Origin of the sequence: Streptomyces sp. WM6386, from assembly GCF_000972385.1 — a bacterium.
Classification (GTDB): Bacteria; Actinomycetota; Actinomycetes; order Streptomycetales; family Streptomycetaceae; genus Streptomyces.
In genome coordinates this window covers 1-22,777 of sequence record NZ_JXTE01000024.1, presented here as the reverse complement: position 1 = coordinate 22,777, position 22,777 = coordinate 1, and the positions used below count along the sequence as shown (strand labels likewise).

The 22,777-nt window shown below is 72.1% G+C and carries 18 protein-coding genes and 1 pseudogene; 5 read left to right on the top strand and 14 right to left on the bottom strand.

Annotation, left to right across the window (positions count from 1 at the left end):
- Positions 1-31 precede the first annotated feature (31 nt).
- From TN53_RS17215 to TN53_RS44090, 11 genes are read right to left on the bottom strand one after another with little or no spacing between them, the layout of a single operon-like run.
- Positions 32-700 (bottom strand): hypothetical protein, encoded by a 669-nt coding sequence (locus TN53_RS17215; RefSeq protein ID WP_046259390.1) that lies wholly within the window; start codon positions 698-700, stop codon positions 32-34.
- The gene (locus TN53_RS17210) at positions 697-957 is read right to left on the bottom strand and encodes a hypothetical protein (RefSeq protein ID WP_046259389.1); all 261 of its coding nucleotides are present in this window, start codon (positions 955-957) and stop codon (positions 697-699) included. Before TN53_RS17210 ends, TN53_RS17215 begins: the two co-directional genes overlap by 4 nt.
- On the bottom strand, positions 958-1,752 hold the full coding sequence (locus TN53_RS17205) for a hypothetical protein (protein WP_159038136.1): 795 nt from the start codon (positions 1,750-1,752) through the stop codon (positions 958-960).
- A gap of 28 nt (positions 1,753-1,780) precedes the next feature.
- Entirely contained in the window at positions 1,781-2,947 is a 1,167-nt protein-coding gene (locus tag TN53_RS17200) for an AAA family ATPase (protein WP_052745218.1), read from the bottom strand.
- Positions 2,948-2,995: 48 nt separating this feature from the next.
- Entirely contained in the window at positions 2,996-4,915 is a 1,920-nt protein-coding gene (locus TN53_RS17195) for an ATP-binding protein (RefSeq protein ID WP_052745217.1), read from the bottom strand.
- A complete protein-coding gene (locus TN53_RS17190) occupies positions 4,912-5,742 on the bottom strand; it encodes a hypothetical protein (RefSeq protein WP_046259387.1) in 831 nt (276 codons plus the stop codon). The genes TN53_RS17195 and TN53_RS17190 overlap by 4 nt, the downstream gene beginning before the upstream one ends.
- Complete coding sequence (locus tag TN53_RS17185; protein WP_046259386.1) at positions 5,717-6,796, bottom strand: JAB N-terminal domain-containing protein; 1,080 nt, start codon at positions 6,794-6,796, stop codon at positions 5,717-5,719. Before TN53_RS17185 ends, TN53_RS17190 begins: the two co-directional genes overlap by 26 nt.
- On the bottom strand, positions 6,786-8,291 hold the full coding sequence (locus TN53_RS17180) for an effector-associated domain EAD1-containing protein (RefSeq protein WP_046259385.1): 1,506 nt from the start codon (positions 8,289-8,291) through the stop codon (positions 6,786-6,788). Before TN53_RS17180 ends, TN53_RS17185 begins: the two co-directional genes overlap by 11 nt.
- Entirely contained in the window at positions 8,288-9,301 is a 1,014-nt protein-coding gene (locus tag TN53_RS17175) for a ThiF family adenylyltransferase (protein ID WP_052745216.1), read from the bottom strand. Before TN53_RS17175 ends, TN53_RS17180 begins: the two co-directional genes overlap by 4 nt.
- Before the next feature lies 1 nt (position 9,302).
- Positions 9,303-9,959 (bottom strand): hypothetical protein, encoded by a 657-nt coding sequence (locus tag TN53_RS17170; protein ID WP_046259384.1) that lies wholly within the window; start codon positions 9,957-9,959, stop codon positions 9,303-9,305.
- The gene (locus TN53_RS44090; protein ID WP_267886542.1) at positions 9,956-10,789 is read right to left on the bottom strand and encodes a CHAT domain-containing protein; all 834 of its coding nucleotides are present in this window, start codon (positions 10,787-10,789) and stop codon (positions 9,956-9,958) included. The genes TN53_RS17170 and TN53_RS44090 overlap by 4 nt, the downstream gene beginning before the upstream one ends.
- Positions 10,790-10,947: 158 nt before the next feature.
- On the opposite strand from TN53_RS44090, the gene TN53_RS17160 reads away from it, so the two are divergent.
- From TN53_RS17160 to TN53_RS17140, 5 genes are read left to right on the top strand one after another with little or no spacing between them, the layout of a single operon-like run.
- Positions 10,948-11,979, top strand: coding sequence for a protein kinase domain-containing protein (locus tag TN53_RS17160; RefSeq protein WP_046259383.1), 1,032 nt, complete (start codon positions 10,948-10,950; stop codon positions 11,977-11,979).
- A 10-nt stretch (positions 11,980-11,989) separates the two neighbouring features.
- Positions 11,990-13,066: a TRAFAC clade GTPase domain-containing protein gene (locus TN53_RS17155; protein ID WP_052745214.1), complete on the top strand. Its 1,077-nt coding sequence runs from the start codon at positions 11,990-11,992 to the stop codon at positions 13,064-13,066.
- Positions 13,063-15,042 carry a hypothetical protein gene (locus TN53_RS47295; RefSeq protein WP_046259382.1) on the top strand — a complete coding sequence of 660 codons (1,980 nt, stop codon included), beginning with the start codon at positions 13,063-13,065 and terminating at the stop codon, positions 15,040-15,042. Before TN53_RS17155 ends, TN53_RS47295 begins: the two co-directional genes overlap by 4 nt.
- Positions 15,043-15,102: 60 nt before the next feature.
- Positions 15,103-16,245 (top strand): hypothetical protein, encoded by a 1,143-nt coding sequence (locus tag TN53_RS17145; protein ID WP_046259381.1) that lies wholly within the window; start codon positions 15,103-15,105, stop codon positions 16,243-16,245.
- Positions 16,242-16,778 carry a hypothetical protein gene (locus TN53_RS17140; protein ID WP_046259380.1) on the top strand — a complete coding sequence of 179 codons (537 nt, stop codon included), beginning with the start codon at positions 16,242-16,244 and terminating at the stop codon, positions 16,776-16,778. The genes TN53_RS17145 and TN53_RS17140 overlap by 4 nt, the downstream gene beginning before the upstream one ends.
- Positions 16,779-16,885: 107 nt before the next feature.
- On the opposite strand, the gene fxsT is transcribed toward TN53_RS17140, so the two are convergent.
- The 3 genes and pseudogenes from fxsT to TN53_RS17125 all read right to left on the bottom strand — a co-directional run.
- Positions 16,886-20,215: an FxSxx-COOH system tetratricopeptide repeat protein gene (gene fxsT / locus TN53_RS17135; RefSeq protein ID WP_052745213.1), complete on the bottom strand. Its 3,330-nt coding sequence runs from the start codon at positions 20,213-20,215 to the stop codon at positions 16,886-16,888.
- Positions 20,212-21,513: a CHAT domain-containing protein gene (locus tag TN53_RS17130; RefSeq protein WP_052745212.1), complete on the bottom strand. Its 1,302-nt coding sequence runs from the start codon at positions 21,511-21,513 to the stop codon at positions 20,212-20,214. Before TN53_RS17130 ends, fxsT begins: the two co-directional genes overlap by 4 nt.
- A pseudogene (locus TN53_RS17125) lies at positions 21,503-22,777 on the bottom strand (hypothetical protein); the annotation flags it as partial. The pseudogene TN53_RS17125 and the gene TN53_RS17130, both read right to left, overlap by 11 nt.

Genomic DNA, 22,777 nt, shown 5'->3' with positions numbered 1-22,777 from the left:
CCCGATGCGTGGATCCAAGTCTGGTGCGGTGCTACGAGGCGGGCGGGGGCGCGGGTCCCGTGGGCACGCCGGTGGTGTCGCCCAGGACCCGGGCCGCCCACTGCTGCCAGCGGTCGGCGCACCCGGTCACGCCGGCCCGGTAGGAGGCCGCGAAGACCAGGGCGCCGAGATCCGGACGGCCCACCAGCTCCGCCGCGGTCACCGCCCACAGCTCGACCTCCTCCCGTTCCCGGGCGGAGGAGAGGCCGCCCAGCCGGTCCGCCGCCCCGGCCAGGGTCTGAACCAGGGCGGCGGCCTCGCCGTACGCACGGGCCGCGGCGAGTCGGCGGCCGATCCGGCGTCGCAGCTCCTGCCCCCCGGGTTCCGGCCGGGCGGTGATGAACAACTGCTCCGCGGTGGCGAAGGACTGGGTCAGGGTGACCAGGGTCCAGCCCGCCCGCAGCAGGTCGCCCGCCGCCTCGAAACACTCGGCGGCCGCCTCGTACCGCCCGATCGACAGCAGGCACTCGGCGGCCCGGCCCGGCCGGCCCTCGCGCAGCCAGCACTCGGCGGCACGCGCCGGATCCTTGGCCTGCTCCCACAGCTCGGCCGCCTTCAGCCGGTGCCCCGCCTGCTCATGGCACCGGGCGGCCTGGGCGTAGTCGCCCGCCTCCGCGTAGCAGAAGGCGGCGCGTACCAGGAGGTCGGGCGATCTCGTCATTCCTGGAGCCGCTCCCGCTCGGGGGGCCGCTCGGGTTCGTCGGGCACGGTCAGCGCGACGGCGGGACCCGTACGGCCGTCGTCGACCACCTCCTGCACGCCCGGTCTGCGGTCCAGCACCCGGCCGATCGCATACGCGATGTCATCGTGCGCGGCGTCGTGGTCCTGCAACCGGGTGGTCCGGCCGATGTCGTCGATCTGGAACAGCTCGACCTCGCCGGTCTCCGCGTTGTAGCGGAACTCGACCCTGACCCGCATTCAGGCCTCCATCTCGAACTGGATGTTGAGCATCCCGTCCGTCTCGTCGACCTGGAGGGCCTGCGCGCCGTTCGCACGTGCGTACTCCACGATGGCGTCCCGGTAGGCCACGGCCAGTACTTCGTGCACCGGACGCAGAAAGTCCGTACGGGCGTCCGCGAGCCGGTCGGCGGCGTCCCGGGAGAGCTCCTCCCGCCGCTGCTCGGCCGTGGCCGCGACCCGCCGCTCGGCCTCCTCGCGGGCCTCGGCGTCCAGCTCCGTGCGCTGGGCGGCCAGGGTCGCCTGCCCGGCGAGGCGGGCCTTCTCCTCCTCGCGGGCGGCCTGCTCGGCGGCCTTGCGGTCGGCACGGTCCTGCGCCTCCAGACGGGCGCTGCGCTCGGCGACCTCCTTGGTGAGATTGCCCCAGTTGTCGTCGTAGTACCGCTCGGTCCGCTCGGCCGTGGTGTGGACGTCGACCGTGCCCTCGACCACGCGGGTCACCTCGGCCTCGGCGCTCACCATATCGACCAGCCGTGCGGTCATCTCGATCTCACCGGTGTCGAGGTGGTAGGCGACCGTGCCGCCGTCCAGCTCCATCCGGTAGGTGCCGTCCTGCCACGTCCAGCGGGTGTCGGCCCCGAGCGCCGCCTCGAACGCGCGGCGCGCCGCGGCGCCGAGCAGTGTCCCGAACTCCTGGCGCAGCGTCGCCTCGCCGGCCACGTCGGCGCTCGCCCGGCCTGTCCGGCGCAACTCCTCCTGCCACATACGGGTGAGTCGGCTGGAGGCCCGGACCCGGACCCGTCGGGGATTGCACATTGGGGTACCCCCTGTAATGTTCCCGCGCTCACTCGAACTGGTCGAGGAGCACGTTCACTTCGGCAATGATACGAGACAGCTCTGCCTCGGTCTGTGAGTTCACCGGCTGTTGCTCCCTCAACTCCCGTGAGAGGGCGCCGAGTTTGTGGAGCCCGTCGATCACGCTCCATTCGCTGGGGCGGCGTTCGGCGGTGAGCGGGGCGCTGACCTCACGAGCGTCCAGCAGGATCTCGTGGTCCGGGCGGCGCCGCCGGGAGGGCTCTCCGCCGTGCTTCTCCACCACGGCGTGCACGGCCTCCTCCACCGTGGTGCGGTCCGCGGGGTCGGTCCAGATGTGGGCCAGCGGCCACAGGTCCACCGGCTGGGCCGTCTGCGACTCGCGCAGCAGCGCGGCACCGGCGACCAGCTTCAGGCTGCGCACCAGCCGCCGGTCCGACAGCTTGACCCCCTGGATCAGCAACTGCCGTACCAGTTCCCGGTGTTCACCGAGGACCGGATCCAGGTCGATGTCCCGAAGCCGCAGCGAGAGCCGGGTGAGACGCTCGACCGTCAGGGTGCCGCCGCGGGCCGGGGGCGCCTCGCCGCCCGTCGCGGCCAGCCGCCGTGTCTCGTGCCGCCAGCCGACCAGCAGCAGCCGCTCCAGGTCGGTGCCGCCCACGGGTTCCACCAGCAGCCGGATCAGGAACCGGTCCGAGAACGCGGTCAGCCCCGGGTCGTCGGGGATGTCGTTGGTGGCCCCCAGAAGACTGACCAACGGGGCGCTCTCCGCCCGGGCGCCGTTGTGGTAGCGGCGCTCGTTGAGCAGCGTCAGCAGGGTGTTGAGGATGGCGCTGCTGCCCTGGAACACCTCGTCCAGGAAGACGAGTTCGGCCTGCGGCAGCATCCCCTCGGTGCGCACATGGTAGGTGCCCTGGCGGAACCGGTCGAAGTCCAGCGCCCCGAAGATCTCCGACGGCTCGGTGAACCGGGTCAGCAGATAGCTGAAGTGCCGGGCCTCGATCTGCCGGGCCAGCGCGGAGATCAGCTCGCTCTTCGCGGTGCCGGTGGGGCCGAGCAGCAGCGCGTGCTCCTGGCAGACCACGGCGAGCTGGAGCAGTCTGACGGCGCGCTCCCGGCCGACGAACTCGTCGCCCAGCTGCCGCCGTACGTACTCCAGGTCCCTGATGGTGTCGACGGTCTCCTGGCCCCAGCTCACCGTGGCCTCCTCCCTCTGCTGTCGGGTCTGTCGGGTCTGTCGTGCCGGTCAGAGCCTGCTGGAGCGCCGCTGCTGCCGGCGGGTGCGCTGGAGCTGCCCCACGATCTGGCCGAGCTGCTCGGCCGTGGGCGACACCGGCGGGTCCTGGAAGTGGGCGGCGACGAAGGCGTCACGGAACACGGAGTGGATGTCGTCGCCGTTGCGGCCCTTCAGCGCCGCCGCGATCAGCTCGTCGACCCCGCCGCTGACGTCTATCCCGAACTTCCGTGCGTGCAGGCCGATCATCTTCAACCGGGCCTCGTCGTTGGGCACGTCGATGCTGATGGTCTCGAAGCGGCTGGGCCGCAGCAGCGCCTCGTCGATCAGGTTCAGCCGGTTGGTGGTGCCGATCACCAGGGTCGGCACCTCGGGGCGGAAGCCGTCCATCTCGGTGAGGATCTGCGCCACCACCGCGTTGCCGGCCCGGGAGCCGCCGTCGGAGTGGTCCGAGCGACGGGAGGCGATGGAGTCGAACTCGTCGAAGACGACCACCGAGGGGGCGTTGCGCCGCGCCTCGGCGAAGATCTCCCGGACGTTGCGCTCGCTCTCACCGACGTAGGTGCCCATGATCTCCGGACCCGAGACCACCAGGATCGTGGCGTTCATCCGGTTGGCGATGGCCTTGGCGAACAGCGTCTTACCGGTACCCGGCGGGCCATGGAAGATGAAGCCCCGCGGGATCAGCTTGGTGCGCAGATGGTCGAACTGCGGGGGCAGCCGATGGTGGCCGATCACGATGTCGATCGCCCGCTGGATCTGCTCCTTCACCTCGTCGTAGCCCGCGATGTCGTCGAAACCGACGTCCGGGACCTCGAAGTTGCTCGACATCTGGGCCTTGAACGCCCGGATGGTGGCGTACAGATCGCGCGCGCTCGGCTCCGCGTGGTCCCGGTGCACACTCATCGCGTACCGCATCGCCTGGCGCAGCAGGACCGGGTTCATGCCCGCCACGTGCTTGTAGAACTCGACGGGGTCGTACCGGCTGAACCGGGCCGCCTCGCCCACCGTCACCAGGGCCCGGCCCAGCGGCTGTTCCTCGTCGTCGTCGCGGAACCACACCGTCCGTGGCACGCCGGTGATGGACACCCGGGTGCTGAACCGCTCGGCGAGCACCTCGGGCACCGAGAGCGAGGGCGCCGCGAAGGCGAGCATCACCCGCTCCGGAGCCCCGTGCAGCAGCTCGGTCACCTCGCGGGCCTCGGCAGACAGCGAGCCGTCGCTGCCCCCGGCGAGCAGATCGAGATGCTGGACGACCAGCACCTGGTCGTCGTTGAGCCCGCGGATCAGTTCCCGCAGCCGGGCCAGCAGCCGCTGGCGCGGATTCTGCTGCACCGGGATCAGGTCCGGCGGCGGCTGGTCCCGCGCCGACGCCTCCTCGGCGTCCTGGAGCTCCTCGGCGTCCTCCAGGACCTCCGCCCGCAGCCCGGCGCGGGTCGCCATCTCCCGCCACAGATGCGGTACGACCGGCTTCTCGGCCACGACCAGCACGGACAGACCCGCCCTGAGCAGCGAGGAGACCTGGGCGATGTCGCGGCCGTAGGCCAGCACCGTGGACTCGGCCTCGTGCAGTTCCCGGGGCTGCGGGTGCCGGTACTCCGGCTCCTGGGGCGCGGCCTCGGTGCCCGAATCCGAGGGCTGTTTGGACAGCGAGGGCGACGGGGGAGCGGTAGGGGTCTCCGGTGCCGGTGCCGGTGAATACGTCGGCGGGTAGACCGGCGTGCCGTAGGGAAGCTCGGACTGGAGCAGCAGCTCGGTGGCGACGGACTCCCAGCGCAGCAGGCCCCAGCCCGGCTCCAGCGGGGCCCGCAGCAGATAGGGGCCCGACGCCAGCGCCTGGGCGACCGTGACGTCGGACGGCTGCCGGCGCAGGGCCCGCAGCGACTCCTCGTCGGGGGCGATGACGCAGATACGGCGTGTGGCGGTGGTCATGCGGTGATCGCCTCCAGTCGTTCGACCTGTCGGTACAGGCTCACGCCCGCCAGGTACTGCCGGGTGATGCCCGTGCGGGCCCGCAGCAGCCGCGGATGCGAACGCTCCAGCCGGGCCAGCGCGGCCCACCACTGGGCGACCGGACGGGCCGAGGGCAGATCGGGCGGAACGGTGAGACACAGCCGGGCCTGTCGGATCAGCACAAGGTGCTCGGCCTGGTGCCGCAGCAGCGCGGCCTCGTACACATCCAGCACCAACTCGCGGTCCTGCATCCGTAGTTGGTCCAGAAGCCGGCCGCGCCACAGGGCCTGCCCGGGGGAGGCCGGGGCCGCGCAGTAGACGCTCGTGAGTAGACGGCGACCCTGAGGATGCGTCAGGAGGACGTCCTCCAGAAGGAGTTCGGCCGCCGACTCGCCGGGCGGGTTCGGCCGGTCCAGGACCGCGGTGAGTGGCGAGGCGTCCCGCAGCCGTTCGGCCAGCAGCGGAGTGCTCGCACAGTGCGGCAGGGCGGGTGCCACCACGGTGTGATGGGCGAGGACGTCCCACAGCGAGCGGGCGGCCGGGACCGCCCGGACGGCCTCGGCGGCCAGCTCCTCCTGCGCCCGTGCGCCTATCGCCGCCGCCAGCAGCAGCGCGCCGGCCCCGACCGGGCGACGCTCCTGTTCCGCCAGCCGGTCCAGGCGCAGCCGGGCGGCGCCGTACACGGCGACCCGGACCACCTCGTCCGTCACGTCCGGCGGCGGGGCGGCCAGGTCCTGGAGGTCCCTCAGGTCTCCCTCCGGCGGCGCCGATCGGTCCCCGTCACAGTTCCTCGACCACTGCAGCACGCTCAAGGCGGTATCGGCCGCGCTCATCCCCCACCCACTGTTCGACCTCGCGCACACCGTCGCCGAAGCGTGCGTAGAAACGCAGCAGCCGCTCGTCGCTGGTGATGTTGACAAGTCCGGCCACCTGCCAGGGCTGCCGGAAGGTGCCCAGATGCAGGTCCACGTCGATGCCCGACAGCCCTGACTCCTGACCGGAGAACAGGTGCGTGTGGTACCAGCCCATCAGCTGTTTGTCCTCGGACGCGGACAGCAGCCGGTTCACCTCACGGAAGGAGTCGCCGGTGAAGGTGAAGTGCAGGGCGCCGGCGCCCGCGTGCTCCGCCGGCGTGACATCCGTGATCTCCACCAGATAGCGCTCGGCGGACTCCTCGCCGTCCCGCTCCTGCGGCTCCGGTTCCAGGACCCGGCGCACCTTGCCGAGCAGGAAGCCGCCCTCCTCCAGTCGCCGCGAGAGCTTCATCAAATAGAGATGCTCGTACATCTCACCCGCGATGAGGACGGTCACCGGTCCCAGGGCGGCCGGATCGATGCCCAGCTCCTCGGGGGCGATCCGGGGTACCGGCGGCTCCTCCACCTTGCGGATGGCGAAGTTGCGCCGGGACTCGCGCAGATTGAGGTCCATGGTGCCCTCGACCTCGGGGGTGGAACGCGCGAGCGCCACCATGGCCAAAGAGGGATGGTCCAGACAGAACCCCCAGACCTCTTCCTCCGGGTCGATCTGCTGGACCACGTGCTGCAGCACCGGGCCGAGCAGTTCCCGGACCGAGAACTCCCGGTCCACCACGGTGTCGCCGCGCCGTGAGATCGTCACGCCGAGCCTGCCGATCTGACTGCGCAGATTGTGGATGGTGCGCGGTCCGTCGATCAGCCGCGGATCGGGCCTGCGCACATAGCGCAGCCGGATGTCCACCTCGTCCTCCGGATCGCCGGGCTCCAGCTCGCGCCGGAACGCCTCGACGAGCAGCGAGGTCAGGGACATATGGCCCAGGAGATCGAAGGACGTGCTCTTGTAGAGCAGCACCTTGGCCGTGCCGGTCTGTTTCTCAGTGCTCATCCGGGCTCGCCTCCACGCGATGGACTGTCAGGGACCGGGAACGATCGGCCCTGGCCGTCAGCCCCGCCCGGGCCAGCCAGGTGGTGCCGCCGATCTCCTTGATGCGTTCCTGGCCCTCGATCGACAGCGCCCAGGCGGCCGCCGCCTGGTCGAGGTAGCCGCCGCGCTGCAGCATGTCCCGCACCACGCTTTCGAAGTCCAGGGCGAACTTGTAGTCGTGCGGGAGGATCTCGTAGTTGCGGTAGCGGGCCATGTCGATGAGCATCTGGCACAGCGCGTACAGGCTCAGGTCGGGTGTGTAGTCGGTCATCAGCGGCCCCAGGCAGACGGAGCCCTTGCCGAGTTCCTCGTCGCGGGCGATGTTCGGGTGGAACACCTCCGACAGCCACAGCACCCGGGGCGCCTGGATGGGGAACTCGGACGGCAGCCCGATGACCAGTTCATGACGGTCGATCGGCCGGGGCTCCAGCGGCCAGGCCTCCAGGTCCTCCGGCGGGGCGAAGCCCGGGACATGGAGCTCCACCTCGAACCGCAGCGGCAGCCGGTCGTCGTCCATGCGGACCAGCGTGAACTCCTCGTGCTCGTCGGCGAAGTCGGCGATGTCCTCACGGGCCTGCGCGATGGCCTCCAGGCGCAGCAGGGAGTCGACGCCCGCCGTCGACTCGGCCGACACCTCCAGCTGACCGCCGTCGCGGATGCCCTGGTTGAACAGCGGGACATCCGGATCCAGCCGCCGGGCCTCGCCGTTCTCGTCGCGGTAGTCGACCACGGCCCGGCGCAGCTGCCCGTTGGCGTCCCGGGACACCTCGGGGCGGTACTCCGCCCAGATGGTGGGCACCAGTTCGCTGGGCAGGGTCGTGTTCGGGACGTACGGGATCTCGTACAACTGCTGGTCGGGGCCCCGGAACTGGAGGCGGGTGTACAGGGCCGGGCGGAAGTCGTGCTCCCCGTAGAGCACTTCGACGCCGGGCGCGATCCGCGCCGCCCGTTCCTGCAGTTGCCGAAGCCGGTCCTGGGGCATCTCGGCGACCTGGAACGCGGCCTGCTGGTGGTTGGCGTAGAGCTGCACGGCCCCGTGGTCGACCAGTTCGCGGACCAGCTGGAGGAACTCCGGATATGCCTCGCTGCCGACGAACTCGATGGTCCGGTACAGCGTGTCCGCGTTCCCGCCGGCTCCGGTGTGCTCGCGCTGCTCGGTGCGCAGGAACTCCCTGATCTTCTGCAGGTCGTGATTGCCGGGCCAGCGCCGGAGCGCGGTCTCCACCAGCTGGGGGACCCCTTCGCGCGGCACGGCGCCGAGTTCCAGGGCGCGTACGACCTGTCGCCAGAAGGCGACGACCTCCCGGCTCGCGTCCCAGCGGGGCCGGGTCTGCGGCGGGAAGTCCATGTCCTCCAGGAGTTCCTCGGCCTGCGCCTGGGTGACGTACACGTTGGCCAGGGTGTCGATCAGGACCTGCTTGATCTCGGTGGGCAGTTTGCCCGCGTCGTTTGTCACCGGGAGCTTCCTTTCCCGCCGGCCTCGGAGAGTTCCAGGTAGCGGATTCTTCGGGTACGTCCGGTCCCGAGGACCGGCAGGATCTCGCGGGGGGCCACGCCGAGTTCGGCGAGCGGGGTGTGCGGGGACGCGTCGGTGAGCCGGGTGGACTGCTGCGTCGGCGGGGATCCGGGCAGGGGCGCCCAGGTCATCACGGACTCCTCCGGGGCGAGATGGGCGGCGAGGTCGGCAGGGGTGGACCGGACGGTGTGTGGTGTCGGGGACACGAGCGGGGCGGGGATACGGGTATGCAGCGGGCAGTCCGGATCGCGGCGGATCCGGACCGGGGCCGCCGTACCGCTCGCCGCGTCCACCCGGACCAGGCCGGGCGTGGTCCCGGCCCCGCACACCAGCCGTACGACGGTCACCGCCAGCCACGCCCCGATCAGCGCCGAGACCGGGGCGGAGGCCCCGGCGTCGGTCGTGGTGGCGTCCGAGCAGGCCCAGGGGTCGTCCTGGGCGGCCCGGTCCCTGGCGGTGAGGCCGCAGCCGAAGCAGGCGCCGGACGGTTCGTAGAGCCGGATCTCCCCGCCCCAGGGGCTGGTGCCGCCGTCGAGCAGCGGGACACCGACGAGCTGGCAGCGCCCGCTGAGCTGGAGCCGGGCGGCCAGGCTGTCCAGGCAGCTGACGACGAGCGTGGCCTCGCGCAGCTCGGCCAGTCCCACTCCGCTGACCAGGGGGGCGGTCCGGGCGTCCACACGGGTCACGGGGGAGAGTTCGCCGAGCCGGTGCGCGGCGGTCGGTGCCTTGGGCCGGCCGATGTCCTCGGCGCGGAACAGCGGGGCCCGGCTGAGGTTGGACTCCGAGACGGAGTCGGGGTCGCACAGCACCAGGCGCCCGGTGCCGGCCAGAGCCAGTTGCTGGGCGAGCTGGCTGCCCAGGGCGCCGACTCCGACCACCACGACCGTGGCTGCGGCGAGCTGCCGTTGGTCCCAGCCCGGGATGCGCTCGTGCCGATCGAATCGCCCCATGTCAACTCCCCTTCAGCGTACGGAAGTTCATGGGGCACTGGACGACCTTGAGGTCGCTGCGCCACTGCTCGAAGCAGCCGAGGCCGCGGGCCGGATCCTGGTGGACCGCCTTGAGGCAACCGCGGTCCTGGGGGGAGCAGGGGCAGACGACGACCGTCTCGAAGAGCCGGAACGTGTGCCGGCACACGAAACAGGCGTTGCGCTGTCGGGGGTGTCCCAGGGCCGGGTCGTCGGGCATCAGCCGCATGGTGTGCAGGGTGTCCGGCGACGGGTCGGCGGCGTCCACCCCGCGGAAGAACGCGGCCTGCGCACGGGGGTCGGGCATCTCCGAAGGCGTCGCGTGGCCGCTGCACGGCAGATTGCGCAGGTGATGGGTGACGTCGGCGAGCTTGCCGTCCGCCGAATGGCGCAGATAGACCGTGTCGTCCAGGCGGAAGGTGTGTCCGCACACCCGGCAGGGCGCCCGGCGACGGTCGCCCGGCCGCCGCCAGGTACCGAGCCAGCGTGAGTCCAGCGTCGTGGAGGCCGGTCCGTCGGCGCCGGCCACCTGGGGGTTCTCCCCACGCTGCTGGCCGCGGTCGAAGGCGCTGGACACTTCGGGCGGGGCGGAGGTGGCCACGGACTCGTCGAGCCCGCCGCCCTGCTGAGGACCCGTCATGTGCCGCTTTCCGTACGGGAGATGTGACGCAGATCGTCCGGGGAATGGCCGTTCAGCCGCAGTGCCGCGCGCCCGGCCGCGCAGGCCCGCTCGATGTCGGGGGAATGGGCGAGCGAGATGTAGAAGCCCTCCGCGAAGGCGAGTCCCGCCTCGTCGTCGAGTTCACTCACCGTGCCCACCACGGTGTGCGCGCACTTGAGGAGCCCCTCCGCGTACGCCGCCGTCCAGCAGGAGTTGAGGACCACACAGTCCAGCGGGGCGTGCAGACCGAGTGCGGGGGTCAGTGCCTCGACGGGTACCGCCGCCGAGGCGCCCGTCTCGTCCTCGAAGAGCAGCCGGCCGTCGTCGGTGCCGTGCCCGGCGAAGTGCACGATCTGCGGGAGTACGGCGTCGAGTTGCGGCAGGATGTCGGCGATCCGGGTGGCGGGATGGACCGTCACGGCCAGGCGCCCCGCGGAGCGGGCCTCGGCCTCCCGGATGACGCGCTGCTCGGCGCCGAGCCGCAGCCGGGCCTCGTCGAGCGGTGCGGACATCAGACACAGCACCCGCACGGGCGCGGCCGGCGCGGCGCCGCCGGCCAGGTTCCGCAGCTCCGTGTGGCCGGGGTACCTGGCCGCCGCCGCCACGAGCAGGTCGGACGGCCTCACTCCCGCGACCCGGCCCCGGTCCAGGGCCTGACACGTGCCGCGCCACCAGTCGGCGGCGGTCAGCGGTGGGGCGAAGGGAAGCAGGATCGCCGGGTTGACACCGAGGTCTTCCAAAAGGGCGTGACTGCTCGTCACGTCCGGAAATAATTCGCCCAACAATTCGAATACACCGTCGTCGCGCATTTGTTTCCAGGTCGGACCGGCCATATCTCGTCCCCCGAGCCAACTTCCCCTGTGTGTGCGGTGGTTCGCAAGAAGAGTACTTGCCGAGCCGTCCCGTGGGTGTACTTTCGGATTGCGCAGCACACTTATCGGGGGCGGGCTTGATCGAGCGTCTGGAAATGATCACCTGTGGTGGCCGCGGTGCCGAGAAGTCGATCTTCGAGATCGACTTCGATCAGGGGGAGAAAACAAGGGACGGGTTCCGGGAACGCCGAGGCGTCCTGGTGCACGGAGGCGGCGAGCGGGTCGTGCAGCGCATCGCCTACACCGACCAGGCCCGCCGGGAGCTGGCCAATGCCGTCAGGTTCGCGGACCTGCTGGTCCGCCGGCTCGGCGTCACCAGCTATCCGCCCGAGCTCAGCCGGGTCATAGGTCACCGGCCGGACGGCCGGGCCCCCTTCCTGGTCGCCGTCCGCAGGGGCCGCCCGCTGTCCGAGCTCCGCGACGAACTCCCGCTCCCTCCCGGGGAGCTGTGGAGTGCGGTGGACGGCATCATCGCCGTCCTCACCAAGCTGAACGAGTTACGCGTGGTACACCGTGACATCCGGCCCGAGGCGCTGCTCTGGGACGGCAAATCCGTCCAGCTCACCGAGTCCGGCATCGCCGTGCACGAGGGCGAGGACCGCGGCGCGGCGGTGGGCACCGATCCGTGGCGGTCCCCCGAACAGACGGCGGCCCTGGGCAAGGCCGACTGCCGGGACGACGTGTACCCCGCCGGTGCGGTGATCTTCCAGCTGGCGACCGGCGAGGACGCCGCCGCGACCCCTGAGATGCGGGGCCGGGTCAGACTCCTCGACAGCAGTCTGCGCAACCTCCTCGAAGGGGTCTTCACCGACTCCGCCCGGCACCGGATCAGCGGGTTCACCCTGCGCACCCGCTGGGAGGGGGGATCGGTCAAGCCGGAGACGGCCCGCCCCCACACACCGGTCGAGGTGGAGATGGAGGCCCGCAGACGCTTCCACGAACTGCGCGCCCGGCAGCGGGCGTACCGCCAACGGGTCCTGGCTCCGCCGCCACCGCCCCGGGTGTCGCGCGCGCCCGCCCATACCTACGCGGGCCCCGCCACCACGCGTGGGGCCACCGTGACCGGAGTGATCGTGTTGGTGGCCGTCGTGGCCGTGGTGGCGCTCGTCGCCGCGCTGGTGTGGTGAGGAGGACGACATGGCAGCACAGGTGAGGTGCCCCATCTGCCTGAACATGGTGGACTGGGCGCGGGCCCAGATCGTCACCATGACGGCCGACAACCGTACGGAACCCCTCGTCCGCCGGGACGGCGAGGACGACGTGGTCTGGAGCCAGCGCACGCTCAACGCCTACCGGCTGTGCGAGGGCGGTGGTGAACCGCACGTCCTGCCCGGCAAATACGGCGACTTCGGCCATCCGCTCGTGATCGGAGTGGTGGGCGAGTCCGCGGCCGGCAAGAGTCATCTGCTCGCCGCGATGGTGGGCATGCTCTCGGACGCGGACCGGATGTCACGGCTCGGACTGGTCGTCGGCGGACTCGACCTGAAGAAGCACCAGGAGTACCTGAAGAACGTCGTCCGCCCCTTCCTCGACCAGGGCCAGGGCATCCCCGGTACGCCTGCCGGGCCGCCCGAGTTCACCGACGCCCTGTGGGTCCACAGCAGCAGGACCGGACGCAACTTCGCCGTGGCCTTCTTCGACGTCTCCGGCGAGTGGCTCGCCAACCACGAGGCCGAGGTGCCGTTCCTCGGCGCGGCCGGCGCCCTGGTCTTCGTCGTCGACCCGAGCCGGATCCGCGGCCTCACCGGCTCCTCCGGAAGCGTCACCGGCGACCCGTCCTTCGACGTCGTACTGAACAAGATCGCGCGACTGCGCGGGTACGAGGGGGAGGAGTTCATGCCGCTGCCCGCCGCCGTCGTGGTCGGCAAGAGCGACTTGCTCAGGCATCACGAAGCCCTGGTGGAGCGGTGGTTCAGGGACACCTCGCCCGAGGAGGAACTGGAACTGCGCACCGTGGAGGCGGAGAGCGAGGACGCCTATGCCTTCCTCAGCTCCCGGGGTGCCCGCGGCTGGCTCGCGCCCTTCGCCCGCTGCGCCCCCTCGACCCTGCACTTCGCCACCGCGACCGGCCACGGCGCCATCGACGAGGAAGGCGTCCAGCGCTCTCCCCATGGGGGCTTCGCCCCGCGTCGCACCCTCAAACCCTTGCTCGCGCTGTTCGCCATGTGCGGGGTCCTCGGACCCACCGACCTCGGTCAGGGAGCCGTCGGATGACCGCCGTCCATCAGATCCTCTTCGGCTGGGCCGAACGGGACAGCGCAGGCAACGCCGGGGTGCGCCCCGTGGCCGACTCCGGAGCGCCGACCCTGGACCGCTGGACCGGGCGGCTGCCGAGCGTCTGGGCCGCCAAGGACGAGGCCGACGACCCGGGCGAGACACGGGCGGGCCTGGTCCATCTGGTCTTCGAGGACGAGGCCGCCGTACTGCGCAAGCTCCCCGCACGCAACGCGCACGGCCGTGCCGGTGCCACCCTGACCCATGCCCTGGTCGGCGACCCGCACCTGATCGACGCGGCCCTGGCCCTGGGGCTGCACGACTGGTCCGGCTGGCGCGAGCGCGAACCGCAGGGACCGGACGCCCGGCTCGCCCCGCTCGGCATCGAGGAGCTGCGCGATGCCGCGGGGCCGGGCCTGGACGGCCTGCGCGCGGCGGTGCGGGACATCCCGAAGGACCAGCTGACCGCGGCCGTCGCCCATGCGCTCCGCGCGCCCGGCGCCGACTTCACCTTCATCACCCGGCCGGAATACGCCCTGCCGATGATGACCGCGGTGCACGACATCCTCGGACCGGTGCCCGGTCGGCCATGGACCTTCGCCGGCCGGGAGACCACCGACGTGGGCGGCCATCAACCGCGGGTGGTCTTCCTCTCCGCCCGGCCGCCGCAGTCGTACTACGTCAACCAACGGCTGCGCGTCGAACCCGCCGTCGCACCGCTCGATGCGGACGGCACCGGCTTCGCCGCGCAACTGGTGGAGCTGTATCTGGACGCCGGGTACGCGGCGGTGCACCGGGTGCGGCCGAGTGCCGGGGTCGCCACGGCCGACGACGTCACGGCGTGGCGGCGGTCGGTACCGGTCGTCGACGGCCGGATCGTCGACGACCTGCTCCCGCTCGACCTCCTCCTCGACGACGATGTGCTGCGCAGGGCCTCGACGCGCGGCAAGGTCAGCAGCGCGAGCCTGCGACTCTCCGGGGAACTGCGCGAACAGCCCGCCCATCTGCTCATCGACGTGGTCAGTCGGTGGGGACACAACGAGCCGCGGTCCGTGCGCCATCCCGAACTGCGCGAGACCGCCATGCGAGAAGCCGTGGTCGTCTGTCTGACCCGGAACTGTCCGGCGGACCTGATCCAGGAGACGGCACAGGCACGGCCCCGCCCGGAGTGGGTGGCCGGCGAGTTCCTGAGCCGGGTGCCGAGCGAAGGCCTCGACCTGTCGGAACCCTGGGCCATGTATCTGGTGGGCATGGCCCTGACACTCGGGATGGAGGTGTCCCACCTGGACCGCGAGGGGCTGTTCGCACCGTCCCCCGCGTCCGCCCTGCTGGACTTCGTCCACCGGAGCGCCGGCCCCGACCCGGGCGCCGCCGCCCTCGTGCTGCGCCGCCATCTGGGCGCCGGAACCGACAAGAAGGCACGAGAGAAGGTCGCCCGGGCGTGGTTCGAGCGCGGTCTGCTGCGTGCCGAGATCGAAGCGGCCGCCCGCGGGGACAAGGCGACAGAGGTCGACTGCTACACGGCTCTGCTCACCGCCGCCTACGGCCCCCAGCTCAAGGCCGCGGACGCCTGGGCCGTCGTGGAACGCGCCGGGGACGACGCACCGTTGGGGCTCCTCACGGCCGCACTGTGGCGGGCGGGGGAGGAAGCGGCCGAGACCCGGGTCCGGTACGCCCTGTCCGACCTGCTGCTGCGGGACGAGGGTTACGCGCTCACCGCCCCGTCCGTCCGGAGCGCGGCCCGGGCCGAAAGGCCCCCGCCGAGGCCCGTCGCCGACCCTCAGGCCCGCCCTCCGCAGGCCTGGCGGCCGCATCCCGAGCCGGACGAGAGGCATGCCCCCGAGAGGCGGGCCGACCGGCGGTCGGCGGAGCGGTCCGTGCTCGGCGGACTGGACCCCGTGAACACGGCCTTTGTGATCATCATCCTCACCATCATCCTCGCCGCCGTGGGCTACATCGTCTGGACGTCCCTCTGATCCCCGTCTCACGCCCGACCTCGACCGAATGACACCGCATGACATGGAATGAAGAGGCAAATGACCGTGAACGCGACCGTCCCGGCACCCCGGTCCGCACCCGGACCCGGCACGGGGCTGGGTGATGTCGCCGCACGGATCAGAACACTCGCCGACCGGGCCCGGGCCGACGGCACGGACACCTCGGTCCTGGACCTCGTCGCGGATGACCTGGACACCGGTGGCGTCACGCTCGCCGGCGCGGACCTGGTCGTGGCCTACCCGCCCCAGGTGCTGCTCCCCGACGCCCAGCCGAAGCGCTGGCCGAGCGTGGAGGGGTGGCTCGGGGTGCTGCGCGACGTGCTGGTGTTCGCGCCCATCGCGCTCACCTGGTGGCGGTTGCGGGACGCCCTCGACGCCTACGACGACCAGAAGAGCAGCGACCCCTTCCTGCTCGGCTGGGCCCGCGGCTTCCCCAAGGGCAACCCGGCCGAGCCGACCACCGTCACGCTGGGGACGTCCGCGGTCCATGTCACCCTGCTCATCGTCCTGGTCGTGGCGCTGACGATCGGGCTCCACGTCCTGCAGAACATCCGGGAGAAGCAGCTCTCGCGCGAGGAGGAACGGGCACGGCTGGCCACGGAGCTGGCCCGGGCGACGTTCCTGCTGGCGGCGCCCGCCGCCCGCCCGGCGGGCAAACCACTGGACAACGGCAGCGCCGACCGCCTGGCCGCCCAGCTGCTGGCCAGCACCGTCAATCTGGAAAGCGCGCTGCGCCGCACATCGGAAGAGATCGTGACGGTCCTGGAGACCGGACCCGGCAGCCGGATCCAGACGGCGCTGGACGGCTGGACACAGTCGGTCGACGAACTCACGGGTCTGGTCCGGTCACTGCTCCCGCCGAACGAGCTGGCCCGGGAGCTGATCAGGGTCAGGGAACTGACGGTCAGGGAGGGGGAACAGCTCAGGTCCACCCTCGACGCGTTCGTCACCGACCTGCGGCGCGCCCAGGAGGCCACCGGCCAGGAGATCCACCGGCACGACCTCGCCGTCGCCGCGGTCCGTGAACTGGCCCAGCGGCTCGGGGACTCGCTGCTGGTGTTCACCCAACGGGCGGACAACCTCGTCGACTCCACACACAGCATGTGGCAGCTCGTCGACCAACTGGAGCTCCTCAACGGCCACCGCCGCAACGCCGACCCACCGCGCGGGGGCCGCTCGTGACCTACCGACCCGGGCGGAGCGGGTCGGGGCGTACCGTCCTGCTCGCCGGCTGGCTCTTCGCCGACCTCCTGCTGCTGCTGTTCGTCATCGCGCTGGGCTCCCTGCCCAAGCAGGAACGGCCCGATCCACCGGGCCCCTCCCCGACCCCGTCCGAGACGGCGAGTCCGTCGGAGAGCGCCCAGGTCGCGGAGCAGGGGCTGGTGCTCAAGCCCTGCAGCTTCACCGTGAAGACGGGCAGTGCCGCCTCCGTGCGCGGTCAGTTCACCGAGCAGCTCCGCTCGGCCGGCGTCGACGGCCGTACGGCGGGCTTTGTGCTCTCCTTCGGTACGGCTCCGGAGCCGGGCCCGGGGCAGGCGGCCGCCGAGCGGGTCAACTCCGTCATCACCAAGGAGATGCCCCGCTTCAGAAACGCTCCGAAGCGGGGCTACTGGAAGGGCGGGCCCTCCGGGAACGTCAGGATCGACGTGTTCTTCCTGGCCACTCCTGACGGTGACACCGAGTTCCCGAAGGGCTGCCGCTCCTCGGACGACTGAGACCGGTCAGGAGACGTCGGTCGCGGCGAGGCGGTACAGACCGTTCCTCTCGTTCATGGCATGGAGGGGTCATGCCGGAGCCCAGGACTCGGCTCCGGAAGGGCGGTTCAGATCGGCTGCGGCTCGAAGTCCCAGTACGGCGGCTCGTCCGCGGCCGTCGACAGCGCCGCCACGCAGGCCAGCAGCAGCGGATGCCCCTCGTCGACGGCCCCCCGCGCCCGGCGCAGGGTGTCCTCGCGCCTGGCGAGGGCCTCCTCCTCAAGCCCCGAAAGTCGCCGTACCGCCGCCGTGTTGAGGGCGCAGCCGAGCGTCCACGGGTGGTCGGCGCCGAGCGCGGCCGTCATCCCGCGCAGCGCCTGGTCCACCAGCCGCCGAGCCCCCGCGTGGTCCCCCAGACGCCAGAACACCAGCCCCAGGTTGCCCTGCACGCCCACGGTGTTCGGATGGTCCTCGCCGAGCAGATGCCGGTAGTCCTCGGAGACCTGGAGCGTCAGCTCGGCGGCTTCGCGGGGATCGCCGTGCGAACGCAGGAAGGAGGCGTGGTCGGCCTGGATCATCAACGTCATCGGATGCCGTGCGCCCTGCAACTGCCGGCACTGCTCCACGAGTCCGCGCAACAGGGCCCCGGCACCCTCGTAGTCGCCCGAACGCCGCAGGCACAGAGCCTGGTTGTGCAGGGCCAGCAAGGTCTGGGTGTGGTACTCGCCCATGGTCTCGCGGTGCAGCCGGGTGTTGGTGTCCTGGAGCGCGGCGGCCTCCCGGTGGCGTCCCAGGAGCCTGAGCGAACGGGCGTACGTGAGACCGGTGAGCAGGGTCAGCCGATGGTTGCGGGGCAGCAACCGCTCCCGCAGGGCCAGCAGTTCACGGTGGACGGCGGCCGCCTCCAGATAGCGGCCCAGCAGCCCGAGGGCGACGCCGAGATTGTGCAGCGACCCCTGGGTGTGCGGCGCCTCCGGCCCCTCCAGGGCGTCGTACGCGCGCCACACCCGGTCGCAGAGCTGGTGCGCCTCCTCGAACAGGCCCAGCGCCATCAAGGTCCCACCGAGCCCGACCTGGGCCCGCAGCAGGTCCGCGTCGTCGGGCGCCCGCTCGTACTCCAGCTGCTCCACGACGGCCCGCCCGACGGCCTCCGCCTCCCGGTAACGCCCGCAGCGTCGCAGCATGTTGGCGTGCTGGTGGACCAGGACCAGCATCGACGGATGGGTCGGCGGCAGCCGTACCCGCCAGCGCGCCAGCACCTGTTCGCACAGGGTGAGTCCGGTGCTCTCCTCGTCCCGCAGCCGCAGGTACTCGATGCAGTTCAGGACGAGTTCGCGCACCGAGTCCTCGGCGCTCTCCAGCGCGCCGGACGGATACAGATGCGGCAGCAGTCCGGCGTACGTCGGCCAGGCGCGCACGTCGGAGGGGCTCTGCGGATCGGCCGAGACCAGCACCCGGCAGGCCACCGCGGACAGTTCGTCACGGTCGGCGGGGGAGAGCGTACGGCGCAGGAAGCGGTGGTAGAGGCGGTGCATCTCCACGCTGTCGACATAGGTGTCGCCGTCCGAGGTCTGCACGAAGTCCCTGCGTACGGCGGTGGACTCGGCCAGCCGGGCCAGCGCCCGCTGCCAGCGCACCGGGTCGGCGGCCAGCTCCGCCAGATGGGGCGGCAGGTCGCCGGGGCGGGCGTGCTGGAGCTGGCGCACCGGGATCGAGCCGGGCGAGAACATGGCGAACAGGCGCAGGAGTTCCGTCGTCTTGGGGTTGTCCTGCTCCAGGGAGTCGAGGGTGATGGCCCAGCTGGTCCTGAAGCCGATCGGGTAGTCGGAGGAGACCTGGATGCCGATGACGTCCGCGTCCGCCCCGCGCAGCCGGCCGATGTAATCGGCGGCCGGCACCGGGCTGTTGGCCTCCAGCCAGGCCGCGGTCTGCCCGAGCAGCAGCGGGAAGTCCTCCACGGCCTCGGCGAGTTGGTCGGCCTCCTCCTCGGTGAGCCGCTCCACGTGCCGGCGGGCGTAACTGACGCTCTCCGCCCGGGTGAACCGGTCCACCTGGATCTCCGCGACCCCGCCCGAGGCCGCCCAGCCGCGGGTGAGGGTGGTGATCGCGACATGGCCGCCGCTCTCCGGCAGCAGGTCGTCGACCTGCTCCATGTCGTCGGCGCTGTCCACGATGAGCAGCCAGCGCCTGCGGCCGGTGCGCAACGCCTCCCGCACCGCGCGCACCCGCTCGCCCAGCGCCCGGGCGTCGGTGAGTTGGAGCCGGTCGGCGAGGTCGGCGAACTGCTGGCGGGCGGTGGCCCGGAAGCTCGCGCTGATCCACCAGACCACGTCGTACTCGTTGGCGAACCGGTGCGCGTACTCGATCACGATCTGGCTCTTGCCCACCCCCGAGATCCCGCGCAGTGCCACCCGCGCCCCGGCCGGACCGCCGCTCTCGAACAGGGCGCGCAGCTCCTCCAGGACCGGATCGCGGCCCGTGAAGCGGAAGTTGCGGCGCGGCACGTTCCACACCGCCGGCGGCGCGTCCGGGAAGCGCGGCGCGACGGGTACGTCCTCCTCGGCGTCCGGCTCGGTGTGCTCCAGACCGAGCGCCGCCAGCAGCCGGCGCAGCGCCTCCGCCGGGTCCAGGTCCCTGAGGGCGGGCGGGCCCAGTACAGCGGCCGAGGCGGGCAGGGCACGGGTGGACAGGTCGACCGCCGCGAACCGGTCCAGACGCGGGGCGACCACGTCGGCCAGCGCCCCGGCCCACTCGGCCTCGGTGCGGTGGCCGAGCCGCAGATACCCCTCGTCCAGGAGCAGCAGAATGCGGCCCGGGGCACCGAGCAGATCGCTCAGCAGCCAGTTCAGCGGGACGCCCGGCGGCGGGTCCCAGCGCAGCAGATCGGTACGGCAGCCGTGCCGCTGAAGCTGGTGCGCGGTCCAGGTGGCCCAGGCACGGTGGGAGCCCGCGTAGCTGATGGTGACGTGGTCGGGGGACCAGGGGTCGGAGGGGCGGGGAGCGGGGAGCGTGCCGGGACGGGTGGAGCCGGGGAGGGTGGCGGGGCGGCCGTTCGCCGAGGGCACCACGATCTGTCCCGGTCCTGCGGGCACCGTCTCGGCGACGATCTCGCTGGGCAGCTCGACCGTACGGACCGGCACCCCCCAGCGGTTGGTGATGGTCAGCCAGATCGTGCCGGGCCCGGGCGTGCGGTCGGCGGTCACCACGAAACGCGCCGGGCCGTACGTGCCGCCGAAGCGGTGCAGGACCACGCTGGGCTCGCTCAGGGCCTCGCACACGAAGTGCGGGGCGCCGTCCAGGGCCACCCCGAAGTCGAACTCCTCCTCCTCGTAGGGCCAGTCCTCGTCCCCCGCCGGGCCGTTGAGGTCGACGGTGACGAGATAGCTCTGCCCGGCCTGCGCCTTGCGGGGCCAGCCGACCAGCGGCTCGACCAGCAAGGAGGAGGCGTCGCCGGTCATGCCCTCACCTCCTGGGCGCGCACCCGCAGCCTGAGCGTGGTGAGCGGATGTCCGAAGTAGAGGAACATGAAGCTGTAGAGAACCAGCAGGATCTCCTGCTGCCGCTCGGTGTAGGCGCGGCTGCCGACGTCGAGCCACGACAGCGGGTCGGGTAACCGGGCCACGGCACTGGCCCGGAACTCGCGCAGGGCACGGGCGACGGGCAGGTCCGGGTCGGCGCACACCCGGCCCACCAGCTCCTTGATCAGCAGATGGGCGATGTCGTCGCCGACCTTCCCGGACGTGGCGATGCAGCCGCCGGCCCCCTTGCGCAGGAACAGCTCGGCGAAGCCCCGCAGGGCGTTCTCCCCACGCCCACGGTTGTCGAACAGGCGCCCGGACTCACAGGCGTTGAGGCAGACGAGGGTGGACCCGTCCCGGAGCGCGGGCATGGCCTGCCGGTTGAGGTCGCTCCAGCTGACGGAGGCGATCCTGACCTCGTGGGCACGGGCGCCGTACTCGGCGTGGCACCCCATGTAGACGAGGCCGGCGCCGAGGTCGGGCCGGGTGAGTTCGGTGAGGAAGGTCCGCGGGGTGCCGATGTGCGCGCGGTGCACATACTCCTCGAACACCTCGACGTCCCGTCTCATCTGCTCGGCGTAGTAGCCCAGGACATGGCCCGCGCAGGACGCCGGGGTGCCGAAGGGGGTGGTCCCGGCCTCGCGGACGGTGGTCCAGCGCACCACCGTCACCAGGGCGCCCAGGATCCCGGCGACCAGCCCGTGTTCCTGGTGGTCCGTCAGATGCAGCAGCTCCCAGGGGATGTCGTAGTCCGTGTCGTCCCAGATCACCAGCTGCAGTTCCGCACCGTGCCGGGCCCGCAGCACATTGATCCAGCGGACCAGGGGGTCCTGGCCCTGGGACCATTCGGCCAGCCCCAGCAGGATCTCGCTCGGCGGCATCGAGCTGCCCGGCCGCAGGTTGTGCAGCACCAGGTCGTCCGGGCGCAGCCGGGTGTACTCGGAGTCGAGACGGCTCTCCAGCTCACCGCTGTGCCCGGTCAGCCAGAACGCGTCCTGCCCCGGCTCACCGTAGGCCCGCTGCACCGAGAGCTTCGCGAACCCGGCGGGCAGCCGGGCGTCCGGGTCCACGGGTGCGGCGGGCAGCCGTACGGCTTCCTGGGGCTCGGCCACATGATCCGGTACGGCGGCGGGGCGCGGCGCGGCCAGCGGCTCGGGCGCCGGCGGCCGGGCGGGCATGCCGGGCCCCAGCGGGATCGCCCCGCCGAGACCGCGGGGGCCGGACGGTTCAGCGGACACCGGTCACCCCCCGTGCGGTACGCCCGGCGACGGTCACTCCGCCGAGCGCGTCGGCGAGTTGGAACGTCAGGTCCGGGTACGGCTGGCGGGCGGCGTCCACGACCACGGAGTGCAGCCGCATCCGCCCCATCGCGCCGATCCGGCCGGCCGCCGAGAGCGCGTCCTCGATGCCGGTACGGCGCACCGGGCCGGGCAGCCGGTCGCCCGTGCCGGTGTCGAGCGGAACATTGCCACGACCGTCGGAGACGACCACCAGCCATGCCTCGACGAGGTTGGAGCGCTGTTGGAAGGCGCGGCGCAGCAACTGGTCGGTCATCGCCAGGCCGTGGGCGAGGGGGCTGCTGCGCCCGGCCGGGCGGTGCAGGGCACGGCCGACGCGGGGGTCCAGGACGCTGCGGGCGACGAAGTGGTCGGCCTTGAGCTCGTGTGCCGCGTCCCGGTTGCCGACCTCGACCATGCAGATGGAGGCCCGTCCGGTGTAGGCCCACTGAAGGTAGGGGGCGAGGGCGGGCTGCCAGTCCCAGCCGCGGCGGCAGGTGTGGTCGAGCAGCAGCACCAGCATGCGTTCCGCGACGGGGAGCCGGGCGTAGCTGCGGAAGTCGCCGGGCAGCACCACGAGGCGGCCGTCGCCGTCGGTGCGCAGGGCGCGGCGGCCGGGGAGGTTCTGGTGCTTGGCGGCCTCGATGGCGGTGGCGACGAAGGCGAGGTCGCGCAGGGTGGTGGCCGACCGTACGCCGATCACCGGACCGCGCGCCGAACTGGGCTCCGGGCGCCGTTGCCACGGGATCCGCAGCGGGGCGAACTCCCGCAGGAACCGGGCGTCGTCCTCGGGGAAGGGTGAGCCGACGCCGTCTCCGGTGTCGGCGGCGAAGGTGTCCAGAGCCTCGGCGGGTCCGGCGGGCACGGCGACGGCGGCGCCGGGTATCCGGTCCGCGGGGCCGTCGTCGGAGACCGGTTCCGGCTTCGCGGGCCCGGGCTCGGGCCGCCGCTCGCCGTCGCCGTCGTGGGTGACGGGACCGCGGTCGGCGGGCAGCCCGGAGCCGGGCGGCACGGGTGGCCGCGCGGCGACGCCGATGAGCCGGGCGGCCTCGTCGACCCGCTCGGCCCCACAGCTGTCGTCACCCCCGAACACGGCCAACGCCCGAGCCAGCCGGGCCAGCCCCAGGGCCCGCCGACTGCCCCGGTCCCCGTCGAACAACGCCACGACCCGAGCGGCGGCCTCCTCCTCCATCCCACACCCGCCCCGCCGCCCCGCCACCAGCAC